The organism is Methyloversatilis discipulorum, assembly GCF_000527135.1.
Lineage (GTDB): Bacteria > Pseudomonadota > Gammaproteobacteria > Burkholderiales > Rhodocyclaceae > Methyloversatilis > Methyloversatilis discipulorum.
The window spans coordinates 1,267,405-1,280,443 of sequence record NZ_AZUP01000001.1 but is presented as its reverse complement, the minus strand read 5'-3'; the positions used below and the strand labels follow the sequence as shown (position 1 = coordinate 1,280,443).

Annotated in this window: 13 protein-coding genes and 1 other RNA gene; 13 read left to right on the top strand and 1 reads right to left on the bottom strand. The window is 64.9% G+C overall.

Annotated features, from left to right (window positions below):
- Window positions 1–328 precede the first annotated feature (328 nt).
- Window positions 329–2,296, bottom strand: a complete 1,968-nt coding sequence (locus tag METFAM1_RS0105825; protein WP_019918663.1) for a sigma-54-dependent Fis family transcriptional regulator — start codon at window positions 2,294–2,296, stop codon at window positions 329–331.
- Window positions 2,297–2,551: 255 nt separating this feature from the next.
- Between METFAM1_RS0105825 and pedF the strand changes: the two genes are divergently transcribed.
- The 13 genes from pedF (at window position 2,552) to petA (ending at window position 13,035) form a co-directional block, all read left to right on the top strand.
- Window positions 2,552–2,971: a cytochrome c-550 PedF gene (pedF, locus tag METFAM1_RS0105820; protein ID WP_019918662.1), complete on the top strand. Its 420-nt coding sequence runs from the start codon at window positions 2,552–2,554 to the stop codon at window positions 2,969–2,971.
- Entirely contained in the window at window positions 2,961–3,806 is an 846-nt protein-coding gene (locus METFAM1_RS0105815; protein WP_027491014.1) for a substrate-binding periplasmic protein, read from the top strand. The genes pedF and METFAM1_RS0105815 overlap by 11 nt, the downstream gene beginning before the upstream one ends.
- A gap of 190 nt (window positions 3,807–3,996) precedes the next feature.
- Window positions 3,997–4,467, top strand: a complete 471-nt coding sequence (locus METFAM1_RS0105810) for a 4Fe-4S dicluster domain-containing protein (protein WP_019918660.1) — start codon at window positions 3,997–3,999, stop codon at window positions 4,465–4,467.
- Between the two features lie 18 nt (window positions 4,468–4,485).
- Window positions 4,486–6,333 (top strand): aldehyde ferredoxin oxidoreductase family protein, encoded by a 1,848-nt coding sequence (locus METFAM1_RS0105805; RefSeq protein WP_019918659.1) that lies wholly within the window; start codon window positions 4,486–4,488, stop codon window positions 6,331–6,333.
- A gap of 63 nt (window positions 6,334–6,396) precedes the next feature.
- The gene (locus METFAM1_RS0105800) at window positions 6,397–7,668 is read left to right on the top strand and encodes an NAD(P)/FAD-dependent oxidoreductase (protein WP_019918658.1); all 1,272 of its coding nucleotides are present in this window, start codon (window positions 6,397–6,399) and stop codon (window positions 7,666–7,668) included.
- A 2-nt stretch (window positions 7,669–7,670) separates the two neighbouring features.
- Entirely contained in the window at window positions 7,671–7,925 is a 255-nt protein-coding gene (gene thiS, locus METFAM1_RS0105795; protein ID WP_019918657.1) for a sulfur carrier protein ThiS, read from the top strand.
- Window positions 7,922–8,230, top strand: coding sequence for a hypothetical protein (locus tag METFAM1_RS0105790; RefSeq protein WP_019918656.1), 309 nt, complete (start codon window positions 7,922–7,924; stop codon window positions 8,228–8,230). Before thiS ends, METFAM1_RS0105790 begins: the two co-directional genes overlap by 4 nt.
- A gap of 62 nt (window positions 8,231–8,292) precedes the next feature.
- Window positions 8,293–8,391, top strand: an RNA gene (gene ffs / locus METFAM1_RS20540) — signal recognition particle sRNA small type.
- A 49-nt stretch (window positions 8,392–8,440) separates the two neighbouring features.
- Window positions 8,441–10,144: a DNA polymerase III subunit gamma/tau gene (gene dnaX / locus METFAM1_RS0105785; protein ID WP_019918655.1), complete on the top strand. Its 1,704-nt coding sequence runs from the start codon at window positions 8,441–8,443 to the stop codon at window positions 10,142–10,144.
- 13 nt (window positions 10,145–10,157) lie between these two features.
- Window positions 10,158–10,478: a YbaB/EbfC family nucleoid-associated protein gene (locus METFAM1_RS0105780; protein WP_198291444.1), complete on the top strand. Its 321-nt coding sequence runs from the start codon at window positions 10,158–10,160 to the stop codon at window positions 10,476–10,478.
- Between the two features lie 19 nt (window positions 10,479–10,497).
- A complete protein-coding gene (recR, locus tag METFAM1_RS0105775; RefSeq protein ID WP_019918653.1) occupies window positions 10,498–11,091 on the top strand; it encodes a recombination mediator RecR in 594 nt (197 codons plus the stop codon).
- Window positions 11,088–12,299 (top strand): CaiB/BaiF CoA transferase family protein, encoded by a 1,212-nt coding sequence (locus METFAM1_RS0105770; protein ID WP_019918652.1) that lies wholly within the window; start codon window positions 11,088–11,090, stop codon window positions 12,297–12,299. The genes recR and METFAM1_RS0105770 overlap by 4 nt, the downstream gene beginning before the upstream one ends.
- 127 nt (window positions 12,300–12,426) lie before the next feature.
- Window positions 12,427–13,035 carry a ubiquinol-cytochrome c reductase iron-sulfur subunit gene (gene petA / locus METFAM1_RS0105765; RefSeq protein ID WP_024300504.1) on the top strand — a complete coding sequence of 203 codons (609 nt, stop codon included), beginning with the start codon at window positions 12,427–12,429 and terminating at the stop codon, window positions 13,033–13,035.
- Window positions 13,036–13,039 lie beyond the last annotated feature (4 nt).

Below are 13,039 nucleotides of genomic sequence, written 5' to 3'. Positions count from 1 at the left end.
CGGGATAAAGGAAACAAGCGGGCAGGTCGCGGCGGACTGGAGCGACGTACTGGAACTTCAGGCCGAGCCCGCTTCCGGTGGTGTGATCCATCCCCGGTTTCGCGGCCGTATCCGTTCCGTTACAGGCAGTTTCGGGGTGGTGTTGTTCTCTTCAGTTAGACATGGCTCTTTGGCCGGCTTACCCAAGCCGGCCATTTTTTTGCCTGTCCGAAACGGGTGCTGATGCACGTGCGGGAGCGATTCCCGCCCGCTGTACAGGTGGAACGTTACTGTACGAAGTGTTCAGTTCCGTGGCTGCCGTCCTGGCAGTGCGGTGGCCGGAGCCTGATCAGCCTTCCTTCAGCTTGCGATAGAGCGTGGTCCGGCTAATGCCCAACTCACGCGCAGTGGCGGCCACGTTCCCCTCGTTGCGCGACAGCGACTCGCGTATTGCGCGCAGCGTGAGGCTGTCGAGGTCGCACGGCGCCTGGGTGGCGACCGCACGGAACTCGGGCTCGCTCGGTGCGAACGTCGGCGCGCCGCCCAGTTCATCAATGAAGTCGTCCGGGAGATGGGTCTTGCGGATGCAGCCATCGTCGGCGGCCATGACGCCGGCGGTGCGCAACAGATTCGCCAGCTGGCGCATATTGCCCGGCCACGGATGCCGCTCGAACAGCGCGACTACTTCGTCGTCGATGCGCAGCCCCTGCGGAATGGATTCCTCGCTGGCGAGAATGCGATGCACCAGCGCACGCAGATCGCTGCGTTCGCGCAGCGGCGGCAGCATCACGGTGAGACCATTGAGGCGGTAGTAAAGGTCGGCGCGGAAGCTGCCCTGGGCGACCAGGTCGCGCAGCTTGCGGTGGGTCGCGCAGATGATGGACAGATCGACCGGTGTTGCGCGACCGCTACCCAGCGGCACCACGGTACGTTCCTGCAGCACGCGCAGCAGGCGCGCCTGCAGTGCCAGCGGCATGTCGCCGATTTCGTCGAGGAAGAGCGTGCCACCGTCCGCCTGCATGATGCGGCCCGGGTAGCCTTTGCGACGCGCACCGGTGAAAGCACCTTCCTCGTAGCCGAACAGCTCCGACTCGATCAGGCCGTCGGGGATGGCGGCGCAGTTCACGGCGACGAAGGTCTGGTCGCGGCGCGGGCCTTCGTCGTGAATGGCGCGCGCCAGCAGTTCCTTGCCAGTGCCGGTCTCACCCTGGATCAGTACCGGGATGTCCCGCCCGAGCACCCGACGGACCTTTTCGACGACCGCATCCATCTGTGCGTCGCCGGTGCTCAGCCGAGCCAGTCCGCGGTCCTTGGCGATCTGCACCCGACTGACCGACTGACCGGATTCCGGACGCTGCACGTCCATGCTGATCACACGGGCCGGCGGACGGCTCTGATTGCCTGCTTGCGGGCGACCGAACAGCGTGCGCCCGCCGAACAGACGCAGTTCGAGCATGTCGGTGCCGCGCAGCAGCGGGTCGTACAGCGCACCCAGCGGTTTGTCGAACATCGAACTGAAGGTGTGCGTCAGCAGTTCGGCGTGGCTGCGGCCGATCAGCCGACAGGCGCTGCGGTTGGCGGACAGCACGCGGCCGTCCTGATCGAAGGCGAGCAGGGCTTCGAATACGGTGCCTATCAGTTCCTGCTGGACATGACAGTGCAGCAGGAAACCGTCCGGGAAGGCGTGCGCGAACATCTGGTTCTCGATGGTCTGCACCGCCAGATTGATCAGCGCCAGGCTGTGATGCGACGGGTTGCGCGAATCCCCGGTGACGTCGAGTACGCCTAGCATGCGGCTGCACGGGTCGAAGATGGGCGAGGCCGAGCAGGTGAGGAAGTGGTTGGCCGAAAAGAAGTGCTGCGAACCGTGCACCGACACCGGCACCTTTTCCACCAGCGCCGTGCCGATAGCGTTGGTGCCCTTGCTTTCCTCCGACCATTCGACGCCGGGCGACAGCGCCACCTTGGAGGCGCGGTCGAGGAAGGTCTGGTCGCCGACCGAATGGATGATGAAACCGGACGCATTGGTCAGCACGATCATGCTGCCCGAGCGGGCGATCTGCGCGTACAGGCCGTTCATCACCGGCGCTGCGTGCTTGAGCAGCGACTCGTTGCGCTCGCGTTCGGTCAGCAGCAGGTCGCGCCGGGCTCTTTCGACTTCGCGGCTGTTCTTGTCGGCGTCGAGGCCGCGGCTGATGCAGCGGCTCCACGACGTTTCAATCAGTGCAGGCAGGACGCCTGCAGGCACTTCGCCAGCGCTGCGCATGATTTCGTGTGCCTGTTCGCTGCGCGCGATGTCGGCGGGGCTTGATTCCATGGTCTCCTCCGAGCCCGTTTCCGGGATGCACGGCCGGTTGTACCGGCTCTCACCTCCAGCAGGGAAGCAGCAGCTTGTGCCTGCACATCAACCCGCCGGACTGTCAGAGCGTTATAACTTGATTCGCTTCGAGACGCTACACCTGTCTCAAAATGGACATGAGCTTGGCACGATTCATGCAATCAGGCACACCCGCAAGCTGACTTGCAGCATATGAACATCCACGGAGGAGTTATGAAAGCAGGAGCCGCAACTTTGAAAACGACCGCCATCGTCACCGCATTGATCGCGCTGGGCAGCATGACCACGATGCGTGTCGAAGCTCACGGCGACGTCGTGCCGCAGGCCGTCGATGTGAGCACGCTGAAGGCGCTGGGCGCCGAGTGGCGCAAGGAGAATCCGTACCGCGGCGACAAGGAAGCGGTCCGCGTCGGCAGCTCCGCCTACAATCAGAACTGTGCGCGCTGTCACGGTCTGGAGGCCGTCAGCGGCGGCATTGCTCCGGATCTGCGCATGCTCCCGATCGACGCTGAAACCGACGACTACTTCATCAACACCGTGCGCCGCGGCCGCGTGCGCAACGGCGCCGTCTACATGCCGCCGTTCGAGGAAGCGCTGTCGCAGGAAGCCATGTGGGCCATTCGCGCCTATATCGAAACCCGTCATGAAGAGTGATTCTGCGTTGCAGCGGCGTCGTCTGCTGCTCGCCGGCGCGGGCCTCGCGCTGACCGGTTTGCCCGCATGGGCGGACGGCGACGAGGTCTGGGCCGGCGTCCGGAAGTCCGGCCTGCTGCGTGTCGCCTTCTACAAGGATTTCGCGCCGTTCTCGAACGAGGGCAAGGGTTCTGACGTCGACATCGCGGCCGCTCTGGCGGCGCGCATGGGACTGAAGATGTCGCCGATGTTCTTCGACGCCGACGAGAACATGGGCGACGACCTGCGCAATATGGTCTGGAAGGGCCACTACATGGGCTACGGCCCGGCCGACATGATGATGCACGCGCCGGTTGATCGCGAGTACATGGCGCGTCAGGACAAGGTGGAATTCATCGCGCCGTATCACCGCGAGCGCTATGCGGTCGCCTACGACAGGCGCCGTGTGGACAACCTCGAAACGATGGCGCCGTTCGAAAAGCTACCCTGTGGCGTGGTGGTCGATACGCTGCCCGACTCACTGATGCTGTCGGCCGACGGTGGGCGCTATCGCAGTCAGCTCAAGCATTACAAGACGCTGACCGACGCGATGGCCGCCTTGCGCTCGGGCGAGGTTGCCGGCGTGATGGCGCTGCAGGGTGAGCTCGAAGGCGCGGTCGCCGGCGACGCGAACTTCCCGGTCGGTCCGGCGCCGATCGCTCTGCTCAATACGCGTCAGTGGCCCGTCGGCATCGCCATCCGCAAGGGCGAGCAGCAGCTCGGCCGGGCCATCATGGAGGCGATGAACGCGCTGGTTGCTGACGGCGAGATCGAGCGCATCATGGCGCGACACAATATCAAGTGGCGTGCACCCTGAGTGTTCAGGTGTCCAGTTTATGGACACCTGAACACCTGCGTCGCAAATAACGATTTTTGAGACACGCGAAGCGCACAGACGCGAAAATCCGGGCGCTAAAATATGAAGTGTTTTTCATAGCGGGGCGGTTTTCCCGCGTAAACAGCCCGGCGACCCGTATCACGCCCAGAACGTGGAGGAGCGAATCAACATGCAGAAGTCCCTACACATCGATCCCTCGAAATGCACCAGCTGCCTGCAATGCGAAATGGCCTGTTCGTTCGAGAACTACGGTGTCTTCAACAACTCGCTGTCGCGCATCAAGGTGTTCGACTTCCACCACACCGGCGCCAAGGTTCCCTATACCTGTACGCAGTGCGATGAAGCTTGGTGCATGCACGCCTGTCCGGTCGAGGCGATCAAGCTGGACAAGACCAATGGCGCCAAGGTCGTGTTCGAGGACGTGTGCGTGGGCTGCAAGGTGTGCACGATCGCCTGTCCGTTCGGCACGGTGAATTACGTGGCTGAGACCGGCAAGGTGCAGAAGTGCGATCTGTGCGGCGGCAACCCGGCCTGTGCGGAAGCCTGTCCGACCGGTGCCATCACCTATGTGGACGCCAACTGGACCGGTCTGGACCGCATGCGCCAGTGGGCCGACAAGCTCGGCAACCAGCCCGCCTGATTTTCGGAGGAACACAAAATGGCATGGACCCGCAAAATCCTGCGCGTTAACCTGACCGACCGCACCTGTAAGAGCGAGCCTCTGAACATGCAGTGGGCTCAGGACTATCTCGGCCAGCGTGGTCTGGCGACGAAGTATCTGGTGTCGGAAATCGATCCCAAGGTCGATCCGCTGTCGCCGGACAACAAGATCATCTGGGCGACCGGTCCGCTGACCGGCACCATGGCCTCGACCGGTGGCCGCTATTCGGTCGTCACCAAGGGCCCGCTGACCGGCGCCATCGCCTGTTCGAACTCCGGTGGTTACTTTGGCGCCGAGCTGAAGTTCGCCGGCTGGGACATGGTCATCATCGAAGGCCGCGCGTCGAGCCCGGTCTATCTGTCGATCGAGAACGACAAGGTCGAAATCCGCGACGCGTCCCATCTGTGGGGCAAGACCGTCTGGGAAACCGAAGAGGCGATCAAGGCGGCTCACCAGGATCCGCAGGTGCGCGTGTCCTGTATCGGGCGTACCGGCGAAGCCGGCGTGCTCTATGCAGCTATCGTGAACGACCTGCACCGCGCAGCCGGCCGCTCCGGCGTCGGCGCGGTCGCCGGCTCGAAGAACCTGAAGGCACTCGTGGTGCGTGGCACCCTCGGCGTTGGCAATCTGGCCAACCCGAAGGAATTCATGAAGGTCACCTTCGAGAAGAAGAAGATCCTCAAGGAAAACGCGGTCACCGGTCAGGGCCTGCCGACCTACGGCACCCAGGTGCTGATGAACGTGATCAACGAGATCGGCGCCATGCCGACCCGCAATCACAAGGACGTGCAGTTCGAGGGCGCGCGCAAGATTTCCGCCGAAGCGATGCACGAGCCGCGCGAATCCGACGGCAAGGCACAGCTGGTGAACAACCAGGGCTGTTTCGGCTGCACCATCGCCTGTGGTCGCATTTCGAAGATCGATCAGACCCACTACACCGTGGTGAACAGCCCGAAGTACTGGGGCGCCTCCGGCGGCCTCGAATACGAAGCGGCGTGGTCGCTGGGCTGTGCCAACGGTGTCGATGACATCGAGGCGCTGCAGTACGCCAACATGCTGTGCAACGAAGACGGCTTCGATCCGATTTCCTTTGGCGCCACCATCGGTGCGGTGATGGAACTGTACGAAATGGGTGTGCTCACCAAGGAAGAGATCGGCATCGAGGCACCGTTCGGCTCCGCGCGTGCGCTCACCTTCCTGGCCGAACAGACGGCCCGTGGCGAAGGCTTCGGCAAGATCGTCGGTCTCGGTTCCAAGCGCCTGTGCGAGAAGTACGGCCACCCTGAGCTGTCGATGTCGGTCAAGGGTCAGGAATTCCCGGCCTACGATGCGCGCGGCGTGCAGGGCATGGGCCTGACCTATGCGACTTCGAATCGCGGCGCCTGCCACCTGCGTTCCTACACGATTTCCTCGGAAGTGCTGGGTATCCCGGTCAAGACCGATCCGCACACCACCGAAGGCAAGCCGGCACTGGTCAAGGCCTTCCAGGACGCCACCGCGGTGGTCGATTCGTCCGGCCTGTGCGTGTTCACGACCTTCGCCTGGGCACTGTCGGACATCCAGCCGCAACTGCAGGCTGCCTGCGAAGGCGACTGGTCGATGGAGAAGCTGGACCTGATGGGCGAGCGCATCTGGAACATGGAGCGTCAGTTCAACAACGCCGCCGGCTTCACCCGCAAGGACGACGATCTGCCGCCGCGCCTGAAGAACGAAGCCGCCAAGGTCGGCCCGGCCAAGGGCCTGGTGTCGGGCATCGACAAGATGATTCCCGAGTACTACGAACTGCGCGGCTGGGACACCGAAGGCCGCCCGACGGCGGAGACGGTTGCCCGCCTGGGTCTCTGATCGAAGTCGTCGCATGAACACAGCGCGCCCTCCGGGGCGCGCTGCATTTCAGGAGCATCACTCATGAAGCACGTCATCATCGGCAACGGTCCGGCCGGCGTGGTCGCCGCCGAAGCGATCCGCCGGGCGGATCGCAATGCCGACATCGTCATGATCGGCGACGAACCCGAGCCGCCGTATTCGCGCATGGCCATTCCCTATCTGCTGGTCGGCAACATCCAGGAAAAGGGTACCTGGCTGCGCAAGACCGATGGCCATTTCGCGTCGCTGAACATCAAGGAAGTGCTCGGGCGCGCGAAGTCGGTGGATACCGCCGGTCGCGTCGTCCATATGGAGGACGGCAGCTCCTTCGCCTATGACCGCCTGCTCGTCTGTACCGGTTCGCATCCGCTGAAGCTGCCGGTGCCGGGCATCGATTCGCCGAACGTCCACAGCTGCTGGACATTGGACGACGCGCGCCACATCGCCGCCAAGGCCAAGCGAGGTGCGCGGGTGCTGCAGATCGGCGCCGGTTTCATCGGCTGCATCATCATGGAAGCGCTCGCCTCGCGCGGCGTGAAGCTGGATATCGTTGAAATGGGCGACCGCATGGTGCCGCGCATGATGACGTCCAAGGCAGGCGGCATGATCGCGCGCTGGGTGAAGCAGAAGGGCGTCAATGTGCACACCAGCGCCCGCGTCACTTCGATCCGCCAGAACGGCGACGAGCTGATCGCGACGCTGGGTGACGGCACCGAAGTGGTGGCCGATCTGATCATCGCATCGGCCGGCGTGAAGCCGAACGTGGCCTTCCTGCAAGGCAGCGGCATTGCCTGCGCCACCGGCATCCTGATCGACGAGCGCTGCGAAACCAACATCCCGGGCGTGTTCGCCGCTGGCGACGTGGCTGAGGCGGTTGATTTCTCGACCGGCGAGCGTCTGGTCAATGCGATCCAGCCGAACGCGGTCGACCAGGGTCGTGTCGCGGCGATGAACATGGTGGGCCGGAATACGCGCTCCCAGGGCACGATGGCGATCAACGTGCTCGACACGCTGGGCCTGATCTCGGCTTCCTTCGGACAGTGGTGGGGTGCCGACGGCGGCGATTCGGTTGAGCTCATCGACGAAGAGCGCTTCCGCTACATCAGTCTGCAGTTCAAGGACGACGTGCTGGTGGGCGCGACCTCGATCGGTTTGACCGACCATGTCGGCGTGCTGCGCGGCCTGATCCAGACCCGTACGCCGCTGGGCAGCTGGAAGCAGCGCCTGATGCACGACCCGCTGCGCGTGATGGAGGCCTATCTTTCGATGGCCCAGGCGCAGAGCGCGCCGCCGCTGGCCGAAGCGCTGCACTGAAGATGCGGGTGACGCTGAAGTTGTACGCCTCGCTGTCCGATTTCCTGCCGGACGAGGCGAAGCGCACCAACGAGTGGCCGATGGACGTGCCCGAAGGAACGACGGTTGGCGATATGATCGCGCGCCATCAACTTCCTGCGCGGCTCGTCCATCTGGTTCTCGTGAACGGTCATTTCATTCCTCCTGCCAGCCGCGATGCGCGCGCGCTGGTCGATAACGACGTACTCGCCATCTGGCCGCCGGTGGCGGGCGGATGAGCGCCGCCTTTCCGCTGAAGCCGGAAGAGATCACCGCCGGTCAGGTCGTGCGCGTGATGAGCATAGGGCGCGAAGAGTTCTTCCAGATGCTGCCCGGCGCGGTGGAACTGCCCATCGTCCATCGCGGTGACAGCGTCAGCGGCCGCGGCTGGACAGTATCCGCCGAGGTGCTGCCGGCGCTCCACATTGCGCTGCTGAGCCTGCCTCGCCTGCGGGTGCAGATCGACTTTACGGTTCGCGATGTCGATTTCATGGCCGCCTTCATGGCGCGCTTCGACCGCCATTTCCAGCGCGGCGGCGGCTGAGTCCGGCCAGAATTTCAGGTCGGGCTGGTCGAGAGGGGGCCTCCCGGGTTAATATTCGGCGTGGCGGGTCTCCCCGCATCGTGGCGCGGTGAACCTGGTCAGGTCCGGAAGGAAGCAGCCACAGCTGCTCACCACGAGTGCCGGGGGTCAGGCTCGCCACCCCTCCCTTTTCTGCAGTCCGCACAGCCGTCCTCTTACGCCAGCGTCCAGATGACTTATCAGGTTCTTGCGCGCAAGTGGCGTCCCCGCAGCTTCGAAACCCTGGTCGGTCAGGATCACGTCGTGCGTGCGCTGACGCACGCGCTCGAACAGAAGCGCCTGCATCACGCCTACCTGTTCACCGGCACGCGCGGCGTCGGCAAGACGACGATCTCGCGCATCCTGGCCAAGAGCCTGAACTGCGAAACCGGCATTACCGCGAAGCCCTGTGGCACCTGCGCCGCCTGCACCGAGATCGATGCCGGCCGATTCGTCGACTACGTCGAAATGGACGCCGCGTCGAACCGCAGCGTTGACGACATGGCGGCGCTGCTGGAGAAGGCGGCCTACGCGCCGGCGCGCGGGCGTTACAAGGTCTACATGATCGACGAAGTTCACATGCTGACCGGGCACGCCTTCAACGCGATGCTGAAGACGCTCGAAGAGCCGCCCGAGCACGTGAAATTCATCCTCGCGACCACCGATCCGCAGAAGATTCCGGTGACGGTGCTGAGCCGCTGCCTCCAGTTCAACCTGAAGCAGATGCCGCCGGACGCCATCGTGCGTCATCTGTCGGGCGTGCTCGACGCCGAAGGGGTCGAATACGAACCGGCGGCACTGCGGCCGATCGCCAAGGGCGCCGCCGGTTCCATGCGCGATGCGCTGTCGCTGCTCGATCAGGCCATTGCGCACGGCGCTGGCCGGCTGGTCGAACAGGATGTGCTCGACATGCTGGGCACGGTGGGTGACGAACACCTCTACCTCATTCTCGATGCGCTGCTCGCCGGAGACGGCGCCGCGCTGATGACGCTGACCGCGCAGATGCGCGCGCGCAGCGTTGATTTCGACCAGGCGCTGCGCGAACTGGCGGTGCTGCTGCACCGCGTTGCGGTGGCGCAGAAGGTGCCGGACGCGATCACCGACGAAGGCGAAAAGTCGCGGCTCGAGCCTTACGCCGCAACGATGGACGCCGAATCGGTGCAACTGGCTTACCAGATCGTCGTCCAGGGCTGCAATGATCTGGCGCTGGCGCCGGACGAAGTCACCGGATTCTCGATGACCCTGCTGCGCCTGCTGGCCTTCCGACCGGAGACGCCGCCAGCGCTGGGCACCACGCCGCGCGGCCAGAGCGCGGCGCTGCAGGCGCCCAACCGTGTCGCGCGCACCAGCGCGCCGGTGCCGCCGCCCGTCGCCGCGGCACCCGTCGCCGCGCCGGTGCCGCGTGAAACGCCGCCGACCGCCGCGCCGGCGCCGCTCGTCGACGCGAATCCGGCACCGCCGCCGTGGGAAGACGACGAGCCGGTCAATGTCGCGCCGCCCGCCGCGGCCGCGATGCCGCGCACCAACGCCGACTGGCATGCGCTGGTCGATACGCTGGACGTCGCCGCGCTGAGCAAGCAGCTGGCGCACCAGAGCGAGTGGCTGGCCAGCGAAGGCGAGGCGATCCGCCTGCGCCTGTCGCGCGACATGGCGCACCTGATCACTTCCGGCCAGGACAAGTTGCGCGTCGCGCTGCAGACTCGTCTCGGCGTCAATGTCCGGCTGCATTTCGAGCAGGGCGATCCGGTCGGCCAGACTGTCGCCCAGCGACTGAACGCAGAACAGCGCGCGCGCCGTGAACAGGCGTGTGCGTCGATGAAGAATGACCCCTTCGTGCAGCAGGTGATTGAACAGTTCGGCGCCCGGCTGATCGAAGACTCGATCAAACCCCTTTGAGGACAGCACCATGATGAAAGGTGGCATCGGTGGCCTGATGAAGCAGGCCCAGCAGATGCAGGAAAACATGAAGAAGATGCAGGAGCAGCTGGCCAGCGTCGAAGTCGAGGGCCAGTCGGGTGCCGGCATGGTCAAGGTGCTCATGACCTGCAAGCACGACGTGCGCCGCGTTTCCATCGATCCGTCGGTGATGGACGACCGCGAAATGCTGGAAGACCTGCTCGCGGCCGCCGTCAATGACGCGGTACGTCGCGTCGAGACGACCACCCAGGAAAAGATGGCCGGCTTCACGTCGGGCCTGAACCTGCCGCCGGGCTTCAAGCTGCCGTTCTGAGTCCGGTCCTGCGTCCGTCATGAGTACCGGTGTGCTGGACGAGCTGGTCAGCGCGCTGCGCTGCCTGCCTTCGGTCGGCCCGAAAAGCGCGCAGCGCATGGCCTTCCATCTGCTGCAGCGCGACCGCGGCGGCGCCGACAAGCTGGCGCACGCGCTCGGCAATGCGCTGACGCGGCTGCACAACTGCGCGCGCTGCAACACCTTCACCGAGCTCGAGGTGTGCGAACGCTGCAGCTCGCCGCGCCGCGACGCCAGCCTGCTGTGCGTGGTCGAAACACCGGCCGACATGCTCATGATGGAGCAGACGCACAGCTATGCCGGCCTGTATTTCTGTCTGATGGGGCGCATCGCGCCGCTCGAAGGCGTCGGTCCGAAGGAGCTGCGGCTGGATCGCCTGCTCGAGCGCGCGGCTGATCCCGCCGTGCGCGAGGTCATCCTGGCGACCAATTTCACCAACGAGGGCGAGGCGACCGCGCATTACCTCGGTGAAATGCTGCGCGCACGCGGCCTCGCCGTCAGCCGTATCGCCCGCGGCCTGCCGGTCGGTGGCGAACTGGAACACACCGATATCGGCACCATCGCCCAGGCGCTGTCGGAAAGGCGACCGGCGTGAGCACGCAGGCTCGTCCGCTCGACGGCCTCAAGGTGGTCGAACTGGGTACGCTGATCGCCGGTCCGTTCGCCTCGCGCATCCTGGCCGAGTTCGGCGCCGAGGTGATCAAGGTCGAGTCGCCCGATGGCGGCGATCCGCTGCGCAAGTGGCGGCTGCTTTACGAAGGCACCTCGCTGTGGTGGTTCGTGCAGGCGCGCAACAAGAAGTCGGTCACGCTGAACCTGAAGCACCCGGACGCCATCGCGGTACTGAAGAAGCTGCTGGCCGAGGCCGACGTGCTGGTCGAGAATTTCCGCCCGGGCGTGCTCGACAAGCTCGGTTTGCCGGAAGCCCTGCTCAAGGACATCAACCCGTCGCTGGTCATCGTTCGTCTGTCCGGTTTCGGTCAGACCGGGCCGATGGCGCAGCAGCCCGGTTTCGGCGCCATCGGCGAATCGATGGGCGGGCTGCGCTACATCACCGGTTTTTCCGATCGGCCGCCGGTCAAGGTTGGCATCTCCATCGGCGACTCGATCGCCGCGCTGTGGGGGGTGATCGGTGCGCTGATGGCCTTGCGTCATCGCGACGCCACCGGCGGACGCGGGGCAGGGCAGGGCCAGACCGTCGATGTCGCGCTGTACGAGGCGGTGTTCGCGATGATGGAGAGCATGTTGCCGGAGTTCGACGTGTTCGGTTTCATCCGCGGCCGCACTGGCAACATCATGCCCGGCATCACGCCCTCGAACACCCACACCGCCCGCGACGGCCGTCACATCATCATCGGCGGTAACGGCGACGCCATCTTCCGTCGGCTGATGACCGCGATGGGGCGGCCGGATCTGGCCGATGATCCATCTCTGGCCGACAACGCCGGGCGCGACGCGCGCCGCGACGAAATCTATGCACTGATCGACGCCTGGGTCGCCGAACGCGACGGCGACGAAGTGCTGCGCCTGCTCGGTGAGGCCGACGTGCCGGTCAGCCGGGTCTATTCGATCGAGGACATCGCCGCCGATCCGCAGTATCTGGCGCGCGCGGTGTTCGAAACTGCGCGCCTGCCTGACGGTCGAGAGTTCAAGGCACCAGCGCCGATGCCGCGGCTGTCGGAGACGCCCGGGCGCACCGACTGGATCGGACCCGCGCTGGGGGAACATACAAACGAAGTGCTGTCTGGGCTCGGATACGGCGCCGGGGACATCGCCGCGCTGCGTGCCCGGGGTGCGCTTTGAAATCATCGGAAATCGGCTTCTCTCGCCGCTTCCGCGTTGTTTGCAGTGCAGCAGGGCTTTAAACGGGGCACCGCTTGAGGGTATAATCGCAGGTTGTGCAGAATCAATTGTCTAGACGGGATAAAGCATGAGTGGCAATGAACGGAAAGCGGATTGCGGCCGGCGCAATCTGCTCGTGGCAACAGCCTGTGCTGGCGGTGTGGCCGGGCTCGCGGTGGCAGTGCCTTTTCTCACCAGTCTTTCCCCCTCGGAGCGCGCGAAAGCGGCCGGCGCTCCGGTCGAGGTGGACATCTCCAAACTCGCTCCCGGTGAAATGACCACCGTCGAGTGGCAAGGCAAGCCGGTGTGGATCATGCGCCGTACGCCGACCCAGCTCGAAGCGCTGGCCAAGATCGAGGACAAGCTGGCCGACCCCAAGTCGGAACGCAACCCGTCCGAGTTCACCCCCGAATACGCACGTAACGTGCAGCGCTCGCGTGAAGACCACGCCGACGTGCTGGTCGTTGTCGCCATCTGTACCCACCTCGGCTGTTCGCCCTCGGGTCCCTTCGAGTCGGGCTCCAACGCGCAGCTCGGCGACGTCGCCGGCTTCGTGTGTCCGTGCCACGGTTCGACCTTCGACCTGTCCGGTCGCGTGTTCAAGGCCATGCCGGCCCCGGACAACCTGAAGGTTCCGCCGTACATGTTCCTGTCTGACTCGCGCATCCTGGTCGGCCAGGATTCCAAGGAGGGTTGATCGA